Genomic DNA, 12,756 nt, shown 5'->3' with positions numbered 1-12,756 from the left:
AAGGGGACGCAATGACCGACACTTTCGCCACCGACGACACCGCGCCCGACCTCACATACAGCCATCCCGGCCAATCCCCCTTTCGCCGCGCCCTGATCCGCGCCGTCGAACGCGCCAGCGGCCAGCCCATGCTGCGCGGCCTGTACAGGGATTGGCAGGCAGGCCCGCGCCACGAGGAATCGGTCTTTGACGCCGCCCTGCGCCTTCTCCGCATTGCGCCGCGCTCCACATGGCACTTGCCCGCGTCCAACATCCCGCAGACTGGCGGCCTCCTGCTCGTGGCCAACCACCCTTATGGCATCATCGACGGTCTGGCGCTGGGCCAGCTTGGCATGCGCCTGCGCGGCAATGTGCAGATCCTGACCAACAGCGTCCTATGCCAGCCGCCCGAAGTTGCCCCCCACCTGCTGCCCATCGATTTCAGTGGTACACCGGAGGGGCGCAAGACCTCGGGCCAAAGCCGCAAGCTGGCCGTTGAATTGCTGTCAGCCGGCAAGGTCGTGGCGATCTTCCCCGGTGGTGGCATCGCCACGGCCAACTCGCCTATTCGCGGGCGCGCCCATGATGCCGAATGGCACGCCTTCCTTGGCCGCCTTGCCACGCTTCCCAATGTGACAACGCTGCCCGTGCATTTCGCAGGCCAGAATTCTCGCCTGTTCCAGATGGCTAGCCACCTGTCCTATCCGCTGCGCATCGCGCTGATCTTCCACGAAACCCGCCGTCTCATGGGACGTCCGCTGGACATGACGATCGGCCAACCGATTACGGCAGAAACCCTTGCCGGGATTGCCCGCAATGACATCGCCGCCGAACTCCGCCGCCGCACCATGGCGCTGGGCGGGCAGGGGGATGAGGTGTTCCGCTGGCCCGCCCATGTAAAGTGGTAAGGGATCAGCCCACCCGCCGCCCCGCCACCCACGTCCCGCGCAGCATCCCGGCATCGCCAAAGCGATGCACCCGGATCACATCCGCTCGCTTGCCCAGCGCAATCTCGCCCCGATCCATAAGCCCCGTCGCCATCGCAGGCGCTCGGGTCACCGTGGCCACCGCCCGCGCCGGATCGCCCCAAAGATCGCCCAACATCAGCGCCGCCGACAGCAGCGATGACGGCACATAATCTGATGACAGGATATCCAGCAGCCCCTCCTCGGCCAGCGCCTGCGCGGCGACGTTGCCGGAATGCGACCCGCCCCGGATCAGGTTCGGCGCCCCCATCATCACCGCAATCCCCTGCGCCCGGCAGGCGCGCGCCGCCTCGGCCGTGGTGGGAAATTCGGCAAAGGTCGCGCCATGCCGCGCCGATTGCGCGACATGCCCCTCGGTCGTGTCATCATGGCTGGCCAGAACCGCACCATAGCGGCGCGCCGCCTCTACCGCCGCCGATTCATGCGCGCTGCCCATCATCGCTGACAGCGCCTTCTGCCCTTCGACATGCTCCACGAATTCCGCATCCGAAAACCCGTGCTTGCCGCAAACGTAATTTTTCAACTGCGTGATGTCGCGAAACTGCCGCTGTCCGGGCGTGTGGTCCATCAGGCTGACGATCCCCACCCCATCCTCTGGCCCGAACTTGCCCAACTCCGCGATCAGCGTCTCGGAACAGACCTCGGCCCGCAGATGCAGCAGATGGTTGATCCGCAGCGCCCCTGCCTCACGCAGCGCGATGATCTCATCGGCCAAGGCACGGGCATACTCCCCGTAATTCGCCTTGGCTTTGGAGACCACCGATCCCACCCGCAGCGCATCGAACACCGTGGTGATCCCCACACTTGCCAATTCCGCATCATGCGCGATGATGGCCGCGGCATGGGGCCATGCCACCTTGGGCCGGGGCTCGATATGGCGTTCCAGATTGTCCGTATGCAATTCAATCAGGCCGGGCATCAGCATGTCGCCGCCCATATCCTCGGCCCCCGCAGGCTGCGCCGCGCCCTTGGCGATATCCGCAATCACCCCATCACGCAGCACAAGCGCCCCGGTGAACACCTCATCGGGCAGAACAAGGGTGGCATTGGCAAGGATCGTCTCGGTCATAGGTCTCGTCCGATGAAAAGGGGCGGCGATACTGGCCGCAGGGAAATGCAAAAGGCATCACATGGGGGCATTGCGTCACATCCATGTGACAGACGGGCGCTAGGGCTGCGGGCATGACAGATTTCAAACGCTTTGCCGTCTATTACGCGCCGCCGCCCGGCGATTTCGCCACCCGCGCCAATCTCTGGCTGTCGGATGCGGCCCCTGATCTGCCCGGCCTTCCCGGCCCGGCAGCCACGCTGACTGCTGCCCCCCGGCGCTATGGCTTTCACGGCACGATCAAGGCCCCGTTCCGCCTTGCCGAAGGCGTCGATGCGCGTTTGCTGCAATCCGACCTTGCTGCGCTGGCCACGCGCTTGCCCCCGGTGCGGATGACGGGCCTGCGCCTTGAAATCCTCAAGGGCTTTCTCGCCCTCACCCCCGAAGGCGATGAGACCGACCTCCTCGCGCTCGGGGCCGAGGTTGTGAGCCGCCTTGATCCTCTCCGCGCCCCATTGACCGAGGCGGAAGTCGCCCGCCGCCGCCCCGACCGGCTCAGCCCCCGTCAACGCGAATTGCTCGCCCGCTGGGGTTATCCCTATGTGATGGAGGAGTTTCGTTTCCACCTCACCCTCACTGATGACCTGCCCCCCGCTGCCGCGCAGGCGACTGCCGCGATTCTTGGCCCCTGGTTTGCCGAGGTGCTCCCGCGCCCGTTCGACATCACAGACCTCTGCCTGTTCGGCGAAGATGGCGACGGCCGGTTTCATCTGCTGCATCGCTACCCGCTCACCGGCTGAATCGCGTCCAGAAACCGCGCCACCCCGGCCTCCAGCGGCCCGTCATTGCTGACGTCGATCACGCTCAGCCCGGCAGGAACCTCATAGCTCGCCCGCTGTATCCGCGCGGCAATCTCCTCGCGCGTCTCGCGCCCGCGCGCCAGCAGGCGTTCCATCAACACCGTCGATGGGGCGGTCACGCGGATCACCACCAGATCGGGAAAGATCACCGCCGCCGCCTCCAGTGCCGCGCGCGATCCGTTGAACAGCACATCCCGCCCCGCCAGCCGTTCCGCAATCTGCAACGCGGGCAGACCATAGCGCAGCCCATGCGCCCGCCAGTCCAGCGCGAAGTCACCCCGCACCTTGCGTTTGGCGAACTCCGCCTCGCTCACCCCTTCGAAATCCTCGCCACCCAAAGCCTCGGGCCGGGTGATCACCCGCCGCACGATCAGCAGGTCGGGTCGCGCCGCGCGGGCTGCATCGATCAGCGTGTCTTTCCCCGCGCCGGACGGGCCGACAACCGCAAACAAACGCCCCATCCTATTGGCTGTCATGCTGCCGCTCTGGGGGTAAAGGCCGCCACATCCACGAACCGATCACAGACCCGCGCCCGCGCCGCCTCGTCATGGAAAATCCCAAGGATAGCCGCCCCTCGCGCCTTGGCCGCCTCGATCAGTGACAGCACAACCTCCCGGTTCGCGGCATCAAGGCTTGCCGTCGGCTCATCCAGCAGCAGCGCCGGATAAGGGTGGATGAACCCCCGCGCGATGTTCACGCGTTGCTGTTCTCCTCCGGAGAAGGTGGTGGGCGACAGCGTCCACAGCCGTTCGGGAATGTTCAGAACACGCAGCAACCCCGCGGCCCGCGCCCGCGCCTCGGCCATCGGGTGTCCCAGCGTCAGCAGCGGCTCTGCCACCACATCCAGTGTTGGCACGCGCGGCACCACCCGCAGGAACTGGCTCACATATCCCAGCGTGCTGCGCCGCAATGCGATGATCTCGCGCGGGGTGGCGCGGGTGATGTCCGTCCCCGCTATCCGGATGCTGCCCGCTGCGGCCAGATAGTTGCCATAGACCATCCGCATCAGCGTGGATTTCCCAGCCCCCGACGCACCGATCAGCCCGACACATTCGCCGGGTGCCACGGTCAGATTGGCATCCGCCATCACCCGGATCACCGCGCTGCCCTGATTGTGCAGGGTAAAGGTCTTTGAAAGCTCGGATATCTCGATCATGTCACACCTGCAAAACGGAAGAGACGAGGAGTTGCGTATACGCATGCTGCGGGTCGTCCAGCACCTGATCGGTCAAACCCTGCTCCACCACATGGCCAGATTTCATCACCATCAGCCGATCCGCCAGCAGCCGCACCACCGCCAGATCATGCGTCACGATGATGGCCGAAAGCCCCATCTCCCGCACCAGCCCTCGGAGCAGATCCAACAGCCGCGCCTGCACGCTGACATCCAGCCCCCCCGTGGGTTCATCCATGAACACCAGTCGTGGCCCCGTCACAAGATTGCGCGCGATCTGCAACCGCTGCTGCATCCCGCCGGAAAAAGCCGAAGGCCGATCATCGATCCGCTCGGCGGCAATTTCCACCCGCCCCAGCCAATCCGTCGCCCGGTCGCGGATGTCGCCATAGTTCCGCGCGCCCACGGCCATCAACCGCTCGCCCACATTGCCGCCCGCCGTCACGCCCATCCGCAACCCGTCGCGCGGGTTCTGGTGGACAAAGGCCCAATCCGTGCGCGACAGCCGCCGCCGCTCGGGTTCTGTCATGGTCAGCACATCGCGTGGCCCCTCGCGGGTGGCAAAGACCACCTCGCCCGTATCCGGCGCCAAATGCCCCGCTAGACAGGACAGCAGTGTCGACTTCCCCGAACCGCTTTCGCCGACGATCCCCAGTACCTCGCCGGGCCACAGTTCAAACCCCACATCCGCACAGCCGATCCGCGCGCCATAGCGCTTGGTCAACCCGCGAACAGAAAGAAGCGGACCCTCCGACTTAACTTCGGGCCTCATCTTGGCGGAAATACCCAATTCCACGGCCCCCATCAGGCAACCCCCTCAACCATTGGTGTCCCCAGCCGACCCACATGCCCCGCCTCGCGGCGGCAGCGGCAATGATCGGTGTCGGAACAGACGAACATCCGCCCGCCCTGATCATCGGTGATGACCTCGTCCAGATAGCTGTCCGCCGCACCGCACAGATCGCAGTCATGCGGCGCCTTCGATGCCTCGAACGGGTGATCTTCGAAATCCAGACTCACGGCCTGCGTATAGGGCGGCAGCGCATAGATGCGCTGTTCTCGCCCCGCGCCAAACAGTTGCAGCGCCGGGCAGTCTGACAGTTTCGGATTGTCAAAACGCGGGATGGGTGAAGGGTCCATCACATAGCGCCCCTCCACCTTCACCGGATAGGCATAGGCGGTGGCGATATGCCCATGCCGGGCGATGTCTTCATACAGCTTCACATGCATCAGCCCGTATTCTTCAAGGCTGTGCATCTTCCGCGTCTCCGTCTCGCGCGGTTCCAGAAAGCGCAACGGTTCCGGGATTGGCACCTGATAGACAAGGATCTGATCCTCGGTCAGCGGCTGTTCCGGGATGCGGTGGCGCGTCTGGATCAGCGTCGCCTCGCCCGTGGCCTCTGTCGTCGCTACCCCCGCCGTGCGCTGAAAGAACTTGCGGATCGACACGGCATTGGTGGTGTCATCCGCCCCTTGGTCGATCACTTTCAGCACATCCTCGGGCGTCAGACAGGCTGCCGTCACCTGAACCCCACCCGTGCCCCATCCATAAGGCATGGGCATTTCCCGGCTGGCAAAGGGCACCTGATAGCCCGGCACCGCCACCCCCTTCAGGATCGCACGCCGGATCATCCGCTTGGTCTGTTCGTCCAGATAGGCGAAGTTGTACGCTTGGTCGGTCATTCTGCTGCCTCCTGCATGGTGCTGGCCGCAACCTCGGCCCGCAGCTTGCGCACCAGTTCCAATTCGCTCTGAAAATCCACGTAGTGGGGCAGCTTGATGTGTTCCAGAAAGCCGGTCGCCTGCACATTGTCGGCATGCATCAGCACGAATTCCTCATCCTGTGCCGGGGCCCCGGTGTAATCCTCGCCCAATTCCTTCCAACGCAGTGCCCGGTCCACTAGGCTCATGGCGATGGACTTGCGCTCATTCTGCCCAAAGGTCAGGCCATAGCCCCGCGTGAATTGCGGGGGTTCCGTGCGGGATCCCTTGAACTGGTTCACCGTCTCGCATTCCGTCAATTCCACTTCGCCAATGCAGATGGCGAACCCCAGTTCGGGCACCTCCATCTCCACCGCCACCATCCCGATCCGCAACTCGCCCACAAAGGCATGCGTGCGCCCGTAACCGCGCTGCGTGGAGTAGGCGAGTGATAGGATGAACCCCTCATCTCCCCGCGCAATCGCCTGCAACCGTGTTGCGCGCGCTGCGGGCAGTTCCATCGGCTCGCGCGTCAGGTCGGGCGGCGGGGTGTCGTCATGGGGGGCTTCCTCGATCATCCCGTCGCGGTTCAAAAAGGATGTGATATGCGGCACCGCCCCCGCCATCGCGGGCGCACGGGCTGCAACCGGCGCCTCGCCATTGGCCTCCAGCGTGAAATCCAGCAGGCGGTGCGTGTAATCAAACGTCGGCCCCAGCACCTGCCCACCGGGTGCATCCTTGAACGTCGCGCTGATCCGCCGCGTCACCGCCATCTGCGCCGTGTCCACGGGGAGCGATACGCCATGCCGGGGCAGGGTGGTGCGATAAGCGCGGATCAGGAACACCGCCTCGATCAGATCGCCCCGCGCCTGCTTGATCGCCAGCGCGGCAAGGTCCGGGTCATACAAAGACCCCTCCGCCATCACCCGGTTCACCGCCAACCGCAACTGTTCGCGGATTTGCGCGGTGGACAGTTCCGCAACCGCTGGATCGCCCCTCCGCTCTTCCCCCAGAAAGGCATGGGCATTTTCGATGGCGCGTTCGCCACCCTTTACGGCCACATACATCAGATGTCCTCCACGATGGTGGATCGGGGCAATCCGGCAATCCGGGTACCCGCCGTGAAAAAGGCGTCAAAGCCCAGCGGAAACAGCGCCCGATTGGCGCGAAAAGCCGCCACTTCAGGCAGTGACAAAAGCGCGTGATCCTTGATCCCCGGCCCCGACAACCGCGCCCCGCGAGGCTCCAGCATCGCACTTTCCACAACCAGCGTGCAGGCCCGGTCGGGATATTCAGGTGTCCCGATGCCAAAGCGCGTTACAGGGTGCAGCGCGTCCCATGTCCCAAAGGCAAAGGCCGCCCCTTCCGCATCGGCAAAGGGCGCACCGGTGTGAAAGGTGATCCAGTCCCGCACCGCCGCGCAATCATGCCCGCCCGCCAGATGCACCGGCGTTGTCCCATCCAGCAGCGTCAGCGCCAGTACCCCCGCCGCCACCGACAGCGGCCCAGGCGGAACGGCCCCGTCAAGTTCTGCAATCCGGCCAGGCCGCGACATCACGTCCAAACAGGCGCGAAAGGCCCGCGCCGCATCAATCGGCGGATCGGAAAAACCACCCGACAGCACATCGGCACCCGTCATTTGTCCTCTCCCCGCACCATGGTGAAGAACTCCACCTTCGTCGCCGCCGCCTTCTCGGCCCGGGTCTGCCGTGCCGCTGTCTCGGCCTCGGCCAAGGGCACCAGAACCCCCGCCCGGATCGCCGCCGCTTCACCGGTCTGCATCAGCGCATCAACTGCTGCCGCGCGGCGCGCATGGGCGCGATCGCGGCCCTGCACCACGGCATGTCCCACCACGCCCGAGGCCAGCCTTAAACTGCACCGCGTCACCGTCATTTCACCCAGATTGAACGGCGCGCCCGTCGCACCCGCCCGCCCGCGCACCATCACCGCGCCTATTTCAGGCGCCCGCAGCAGGCTGTGATCGGGCAGCGGATCGGGCAGCAAGGCCGCCAGATGCGCGGCCTTCGCACGGGCCAAAAGACCCATCCAGTTTTGGCGCTCGGCAGTATCGGGTGCAGTATCGGGTGCTTGGCTAGACATCTTTTGTCGCTTGTCCAGATTTCTATACAACTATACAAATTCAATACAGCCACTGTCGAGTCGATGGTGCGAAGCTTTGGTGAAACTTCCATGACAGGGGGGCACATGGCCCGGTCATCCATCTGGCGGGAAATCGCCGCCACGCTTCAGGCCGAAATCGCGCGGGGCCACGTCCCACCCGGTGGGCGCCTCCCGACCGAGGCGGAACTGGCCGCCCGCTTCGGCGTGAACCGCCACACCGTCCGCCACGCGCTGTCGACGCTGGCAGAGGCGGGGCTGGTGCAATCCCGGCGCGGTGCGGGCGTCTTCGTCACCGGCCGCGCGACGGATTATCCCCTTGGCCGCCGCGTGCGGTTCCATCAGGCCGTCACCGCCGCCGGCATGACACCCTCCCGCCGCCTGACGCGGCTGGAAACCCGCCCCGCCGATGCGGCCGAGGCTGCCCAGCTTCACCTCCCCGACGGCGCAAGGGTGCATGTGGTGGAAGGCGTCTCGCTCGCCGATGGCCAGCCGCTGGCGATGTTCCGGTCCATCTTTCCGGCCGACCGCCTGCCTGACCTGCTCCGATTGCTAGAGGGGTCTGGTTCCATCACCGCCGCCCTCGCCGCTTGCGGCGTGGCCGATTACACCCGCTCTTCCACCCGGCTGACGGCCAAGGCGGCAAAGCCGATGCTGGCCCTTGCCCTTCAGATCAAGGAAGGCGCACCCGTCCTGCGCACTGTCGCCGTCAATGTCGACGCGGCTGGGGTGCCGATTGAATACGGCACAACATGGTTTGCCGGGGATCGCATTACACTTACAGTTGATCGGGCCTGACCTGTCACACCCCCGTTGCAGGGCAAGGTTATCCACAGGGCATTTAAACCGTGAGAGGTGTCATGCCCCCCTTCCTGCCCCCGTTGCGTCTTGTCGGCGCGGATGTCCTGACCGGCGATGCCTTTGCCGCCCACGCGGTCGGCATAAGCCATGGCCAGATCGTCGATCTTCCGGGCGGGGCAGAGGTGGACCTGTCCGGCTATTGGCTGCTTCCCGGCATCATCGACCTCCACGGCGACGGGTTCGAACGGCAGATGTTTCCCCGCCCCTCGGCCCCCTTTCCCCTGAAGGACGGTCTTGCCTCCACCGCGCGTGAGGCGGCGGCACATGGCGTCACCACCGCCTTCCTCGCCCAAAGCTGGAGCTGGGAAGGCGGCTTTCGCGGCCCCGACCATGCCGAAGCGGTGATGTCCGCCGTGCAGGAATTCCGTCAATCGGCGCTGGTCGACCTGCGGGTGCAGGTCCGGGCTGAAACCCATCTGGTCGATGCAGTTCCCCGCCTGATCGCGGCGGTGGAACAGTTCCGCGTCGGCTATGTGGTGTTCAACGATCATCTGGAAGAGGGCTTTCAGATGCACCGCCGCAACCCCGATGGTTTTGGCCACTGGGCGCGCAAGGCGGGCCTGACCGAGGTTCAGTTGCTCACCCGGATGGAGGCCGCCCGCGCCAAGGCGCGCGATGTGCCGCGTGCCCTGTGCATGATGGCTGGCGCCTTTGATCGGCTCGGAATCACCTATGGCAGCCATGACGACCCCGATGCCGAAACGCGCGAGGTCTATCGCATGATCGGCGCCAAGGTGGCCGAATTTCCGACCACCCGCCGCGCCGCCGCCGCCGCCCGTGCAGCAGGCGATCCCGTCATCATGGGCGCACCGAATGTTGTGCGTGGCGGGTCACAGGCCGGCAACATCGCCGCAGTGGAACTGATCCGCGACGGGCTGTGTGATGCGCTGGTATCGGATTACCACATCCCCGCTTTGCCGCTGGCGGTCTGGGCGCTGGTCGATCAGGGCATCCTGCCGCTCGCTTCCGCTTGGCGGCTGGTGTCCGAAGGTCCGGCGCAGGTGCTGGGGCTGGTGGATCGGGGCGTTCTGACCACCGGCCTGCGTGCCGATCTGGTCGCCGTCCACCGCGACAGCCGCGCCATCGAAATGGTCATCGCCGGTGGCCGCATGGCGCATCTGTCGGGCGAGGCGGCGGCACGGTTCTGTGCTATGGCCGGCGCAGCCCGGATGGCGGCGGAATAGCCTACCTGTCGTAGCGTTCCAGAAACGCCTCTGCCTTCATCGTGCGGAAATCCTCTAGCGCGCCGCGCAGGCGGGCATGGTCCCATTCCCACCAGGCCAGCGCCAGCAGCCGGTCGATCACCGCGTCCGGAAACCGCGACCGGATCGGCTGCGCCGGAACCCCTGCCACGATGGCAAAGGGCGACACGTCCCGTGTCACCACAGCGCCTGCCGCGACAATCGCGCCGATGCCCACTGTCACCTCAGGCTTGATGATCGCGCCATGCCCGATCCAGCAATCCGCCCCCAGCACCAACCGCCGCGCCGCGCGGGCGGCAAAGAAAACCGGGTCATCCGTCGCGTCGTCCCAGTAATAGCTGGACCGATACAGGAAATGGTGCTGCGCCGCATGGGTGAACGGGTGATCCGTCGGCCCGATCCGGGTGAAGGCCGCGATATTGGCGAACCGCCCCACGCTGCAATTGGCGATGTCGGCAAAGCGGTCGCAATAGGCGTAATCCCCGAAATCGGTGTTCTGCACCCGGCTGCCCTGCCCGATCTCGACATAGGCCCCGAAGGTGGAATTCACGATCTGCGTATCAGGGTGCAGCAACGGCGCATCGGGCGACAGTTTCGGCATGTCACTCGCCCTTGATCAGCTTGCGCCGCAGCCAGCCTGAAAAGCTGTCCATGGCCATGACCATAAGAACGATCAGCACCATGTAATAGGCCACCTCTTCCCAATCCTTTTGGGTAATGATGGCCTGCGTCAGCAAAAGCCCGATACCGCCGCCAACAATGGCCCCGATGATCGTAGCGCTGCGGGTGTTTGACTCGAGATAGTAGAGCACCTGCGCAAGGATGACCGGCATCAGCTGCGGCAATACGCCAAAGCGGGCGCGCTGCATGGCATTTGCACCGGTGGAGCGGATGCCCTCGACCTGCTTTTCGTCGATGTTTTCCAGCGCTTCGGAAAAGGTTTTGCCGAAACTGCCCGCATCGGTGATGGCGATGGCGATGGCCCCGGTCATCGGCCCCGGCCCAAAGGCACGCGACAGGATGATCGTCCAGATCAAACCGTCCACCCCGCGGACAAAGTCAAAGATGCGGCGGATCGTTCCACGAAAGATGCCCAGCGGCATGAAGTTGCGCGCGGCGACAAAGGACAGGGGCAGCGCCACGATGGCGGCGGCAAACGTGCCGAGAAAGGCCATCAGGATGGTCTCAAAGATCGCCCAGGCCACGTCGCCATGCCGCCACATGCGGTTGGTCCAGAATTCACTGACCATGTAGCCGATGTTGGACCGGGCAGCATCTACCCTGTCACCAACGGTGGCGAGGCTGACGAGTTCGACAAAGGATTTGCCGTAGAAAGGGCTGTCGAGGGTAAAGAACCACAGTTCCCACCCCGCCTGATACTTGAAGGTTTCCACCTTGGAACGCGAATAGCTGAACCGCCCGGCATCGGTGGTCACGCCGATGCGGTTCTGCGACACGCTGATCCAGTCGGGAATGGGTTCCGGCGCAGTCATTACCGGGCGGCCGCCCTCGGACCGGATATCGATCAGGCCATAGCCCGGAACAGCATAACGCGCACCCGCATCATCATAAGTGACAAGGTGCCCGTCGCCGAGATCGATCGTGGTCACGCCATCCGCCATGGTAACCCAGTCGGGCAGCATCCCTTCGGGATAGGTGCCCTTTCCTTCGCCTTCTATGGCAACGGTCACATCGCCCGAACGGTTGTCGCGCGTCACATGCGTCTTGTGCGACCAGAAATCGGACAAAAGAATCGCCGCATTGTCCATCCGCGCGCGCTGCACCAGACCAGCGATGTCAAAACTGATCGCCGCATAGACCAGATAGGCGATGATCGCGACCGGAACAGCCAGCGCGATGCGGCGCTTGCGGCGGAGTTTCTGAAGAACGGTTTCGGCCAGTGCGGGATCCGTCATGGTCATCGTCATGGGTCAATGGCCCTTTACCAGCTTGTGGCGGAAGTGGTCGGAGATCTGGTCGATCACCACGATGGTGATGAACAAAAGCAGGAAGATCGCCACGACCTGATCATACCGGCCCTGTCCCCATTGCATCGCCACCTTCAGGTCGCTGCCGATGCCGCCTTCGCCGACAAAGCCAAGGATGGCGCTGGCGCGGATGTTGATTTCGAAACGAAGCAGAGCATAGGAAAGCCAGTTCGGCGCGACCTGCGGGATGACGCCAAACCACATCCGCTGCGACCATGTCGCGCCCACAGAGGCGAGGCCTTCGACAGGCTTTGTGTCCGCATTCTCGGCCACTTCGGAGAAAAGCTTGCCAAGCGCGCCGCCAGTGTGCAGCGCGATGGCAATCACGGCGGGAACGGGCCCGCCGCCAAGGATATAGATCAGGACCAGCGCGATCACGATTTCCGGAATCGCGCGCAGACCGTCCATCGTGCGGCGAAAGACAGGGATGAGGCGGGGCCAGCACGCAAGGCCGCGCGTGGCAAGCAGGGAAAGGAACATGGCGGCTAGCGCGCCCACAAGTGTGGCGACAGCGGCGATGTTGATCGTCTCGATCAGCGATGGGAAATGTTCCCAGGCATATCCGGCGATATTGCCGCGGTTCATCCAGGCCTCAGTTAGAACCTCGGCCGGGAAGTCGATCACCTGCGGCAGGCCAGACCAGAAATCACCGGCATTGCGTTCCTCGGCCAGCATCCAGCCCGAGGCTGTCAGGGCGATGAAAAAGACCAGCAGAATGCCGCCATACATGCGCTTGCGGCGGACCATCTCAAGATAACGGGTGTTTGAATCGGAAAGTTCGGGACGTTTTCCCGGTTCCGGCCCGAATGCGATATCTACCATATGGCCCCCAAAAAAAG

Annotated in this window: 15 protein-coding genes; 4 read left to right on the top strand and 11 right to left on the bottom strand. The window is 64.5% G+C overall.

The genetic code is table 11. From position 1 onward, the window contains the following. Positions 1-11 precede the first annotated feature (11 nt). Complete coding sequence (locus RSE12_00820; protein ID WRH62904.1) at positions 12-887, top strand: lysophospholipid acyltransferase family protein; 876 nt, start codon at positions 12-14, stop codon at positions 885-887. A gap of 4 nt (positions 888-891) precedes the next feature. On the opposite strand, the gene RSE12_00815 is transcribed toward RSE12_00820, so the two are convergent. Continuing rightward, entirely contained in the window at positions 892-2,034 is a 1,143-nt protein-coding gene (locus tag RSE12_00815; GenBank protein ID WRH62903.1) for an alpha-D-ribose 1-methylphosphonate 5-triphosphate diphosphatase, read from the bottom strand. Between the two features lie 113 nt (positions 2,035-2,147). Here RSE12_00815 and RSE12_00810 point away from each other — a divergent pair, with 113 nt between their 5' ends. Continuing rightward, a complete protein-coding gene (locus tag RSE12_00810) occupies positions 2,148-2,813 on the top strand; it encodes a DUF1045 domain-containing protein (protein ID WRH62902.1) in 666 nt (221 codons plus the stop codon). Here RSE12_00810 and phnN read toward each other — a convergent pair. The 7 genes from phnN to phnG are packed head-to-tail and all read right to left on the bottom strand — an operon-like array spanning position 2,795 to position 7,848. After that, positions 2,795-3,334 (bottom strand): phosphonate metabolism protein/1,5-bisphosphokinase (PRPP-forming) PhnN, encoded by a 540-nt coding sequence (gene phnN, locus RSE12_00805; protein ID WRH62901.1) that lies wholly within the window; start codon positions 3,332-3,334, stop codon positions 2,795-2,797. The genes RSE12_00810 and phnN overlap by 19 nt on opposite strands. 11 nt (positions 3,335-3,345) lie before the next feature. Beyond that, positions 3,346-4,029: a phosphonate C-P lyase system protein PhnL gene (phnL, locus tag RSE12_00800; GenBank protein ID WRH62900.1), complete on the bottom strand. Its 684-nt coding sequence runs from the start codon at positions 4,027-4,029 to the stop codon at positions 3,346-3,348. 1 nt (position 4,030) lies between these two features. Then, positions 4,031-4,819, bottom strand: a complete 789-nt coding sequence (phnK, locus tag RSE12_00795; GenBank protein ID WRH62899.1) for a phosphonate C-P lyase system protein PhnK — start codon at positions 4,817-4,819, stop codon at positions 4,031-4,033. Positions 4,820-4,851: 32 nt separating this feature from the next. Beyond that, complete coding sequence (locus tag RSE12_00790; protein WRH62898.1) at positions 4,852-5,730, bottom strand: alpha-D-ribose 1-methylphosphonate 5-phosphate C-P-lyase PhnJ; 879 nt, start codon at positions 5,728-5,730, stop codon at positions 4,852-4,854. Then, positions 5,727-6,815, bottom strand: a complete 1,089-nt coding sequence (locus RSE12_00785; GenBank protein WRH62897.1) for a carbon-phosphorus lyase complex subunit PhnI — start codon at positions 6,813-6,815, stop codon at positions 5,727-5,729. Before RSE12_00785 ends, RSE12_00790 begins: the two co-directional genes overlap by 4 nt. Next, positions 6,815-7,387 carry a phosphonate C-P lyase system protein PhnH gene (gene phnH, locus RSE12_00780; GenBank protein ID WRH62896.1) on the bottom strand — a complete coding sequence of 191 codons (573 nt, stop codon included), beginning with the start codon at positions 7,385-7,387 and terminating at the stop codon, positions 6,815-6,817. Before phnH ends, RSE12_00785 begins: the two co-directional genes overlap by 1 nt. Beyond that, the gene (gene phnG / locus RSE12_00775; protein ID WRH62895.1) at positions 7,384-7,848 is read right to left on the bottom strand and encodes a phosphonate C-P lyase system protein PhnG; all 465 of its coding nucleotides are present in this window, start codon (positions 7,846-7,848) and stop codon (positions 7,384-7,386) included. Before phnG ends, phnH begins: the two co-directional genes overlap by 4 nt. Positions 7,849-7,953: 105 nt before the next feature. On the opposite strand from phnG, the gene phnF reads away from it, so the two are divergent. Further along, complete coding sequence (gene phnF, locus RSE12_00770) at positions 7,954-8,664, top strand: phosphonate metabolism transcriptional regulator PhnF (protein WRH62894.1); 711 nt, start codon at positions 7,954-7,956, stop codon at positions 8,662-8,664. A 62-nt stretch (positions 8,665-8,726) separates the two neighbouring features. Further along, the gene (locus RSE12_00765; protein ID WRH62893.1) at positions 8,727-9,911 is read left to right on the top strand and encodes an alpha-D-ribose 1-methylphosphonate 5-triphosphate diphosphatase; all 1,185 of its coding nucleotides are present in this window, start codon (positions 8,727-8,729) and stop codon (positions 9,909-9,911) included. A gap of 1 nt (position 9,912) precedes the next feature. Here the strand turns inward: RSE12_00765 and RSE12_00760 are convergent, their stop codons facing one another. From RSE12_00760 to phnE (RSE12_00750), 3 genes are read right to left on the bottom strand one after another with little or no spacing between them, the layout of a single operon-like run. Next, complete coding sequence (locus tag RSE12_00760) at positions 9,913-10,530, bottom strand: chloramphenicol acetyltransferase (GenBank protein WRH62892.1); 618 nt, start codon at positions 10,528-10,530, stop codon at positions 9,913-9,915. A 1-nt stretch (position 10,531) separates the two neighbouring features. Further along, a complete protein-coding gene (phnE, locus tag RSE12_00755) occupies positions 10,532-11,845 on the bottom strand; it encodes a phosphonate ABC transporter, permease protein PhnE (protein WRH64710.1) in 1,314 nt (437 codons plus the stop codon). A 15-nt stretch (positions 11,846-11,860) separates the two neighbouring features. Further along, positions 11,861-12,664, bottom strand: coding sequence for a phosphonate ABC transporter, permease protein PhnE (phnE, locus tag RSE12_00750; GenBank protein ID WRH64709.1), 804 nt, complete (start codon positions 12,662-12,664; stop codon positions 11,861-11,863). Positions 12,665-12,756: the final 92 nt, after the last annotated feature.

It is taken from the genome of Fuscovulum sp., from assembly GCA_035192965.1.
Classification (GTDB): domain Bacteria; phylum Pseudomonadota; class Alphaproteobacteria; order Rhodobacterales; family Rhodobacteraceae; genus Paragemmobacter.
The sequence above is the reverse complement of the archived record's forward strand: the minus strand, read 5'-3'. Positions and strand labels throughout refer to the sequence as shown.

What these genes read in the sequence shown, in the direction of transcription:
- phnL (WRH62900.1), bottom strand. Translation starts at nt 4,029, where the DNA reads ATGATCGAGATATCCGAGCTTTCAAAGACCTTTACCCTGCACAATCAG.
- phnE (WRH64710.1), bottom strand. Translation starts at nt 11,845, where the DNA reads ATGACGGATCCCGCACTGGCCGAAACCGTTCTTCAGAAACTCCGCCGC.
- RSE12_00820 (WRH62904.1), top strand. Translation starts at nt 12, where the DNA reads ATGACCGACACTTTCGCCACCGACGACACCGCGCCCGACCTCACATAC.
- phnH (WRH62896.1), bottom strand. Translation starts at nt 7,387, where the DNA reads ATGACGGGTGCCGATGTGCTGTCGGGTGGTTTTTCCGATCCGCCGATT.
- RSE12_00760 (WRH62892.1), bottom strand. Translation starts at nt 10,530, where the DNA reads ATGCCGAAACTGTCGCCCGATGCGCCGTTGCTGCACCCTGATACGCAG.
- RSE12_00785 (WRH62897.1), bottom strand. Translation starts at nt 6,815, where the DNA reads ATGTATGTGGCCGTAAAGGGTGGCGAACGCGCCATCGAAAATGCCCAT.
- RSE12_00790 (WRH62898.1), bottom strand. Translation starts at nt 5,730, where the DNA reads ATGACCGACCAAGCGTACAACTTCGCCTATCTGGACGAACAGACCAAG.
- RSE12_00815 (WRH62903.1), bottom strand. Translation starts at nt 2,034, where the DNA reads ATGACCGAGACGATCCTTGCCAATGCCACCCTTGTTCTGCCCGATGAG.
- phnF (WRH62894.1), top strand. Translation starts at nt 7,954, where the DNA reads ATGGCCCGGTCATCCATCTGGCGGGAAATCGCCGCCACGCTTCAGGCC.
- RSE12_00810 (WRH62902.1), top strand. Translation starts at nt 2,148, where the DNA reads ATGACAGATTTCAAACGCTTTGCCGTCTATTACGCGCCGCCGCCCGGC.
- phnK (WRH62899.1), bottom strand. Translation starts at nt 4,819, where the DNA reads ATGAGGCCCGAAGTTAAGTCGGAGGGTCCGCTTCTTTCTGTTCGCGGG.
- RSE12_00765 (WRH62893.1), top strand. Translation starts at nt 8,727, where the DNA reads ATGCCCCCCTTCCTGCCCCCGTTGCGTCTTGTCGGCGCGGATGTCCTG.
- phnE (WRH64709.1), bottom strand. Translation starts at nt 12,664, where the DNA reads ATGGTCCGCCGCAAGCGCATGTATGGCGGCATTCTGCTGGTCTTTTTC.
- phnG (WRH62895.1), bottom strand. Translation starts at nt 7,848, where the DNA reads ATGTCTAGCCAAGCACCCGATACTGCACCCGATACTGCCGAGCGCCAA.
- phnN (WRH62901.1), bottom strand. Translation starts at nt 3,334, where the DNA reads ATGGGGCGTTTGTTTGCGGTTGTCGGCCCGTCCGGCGCGGGGAAAGAC.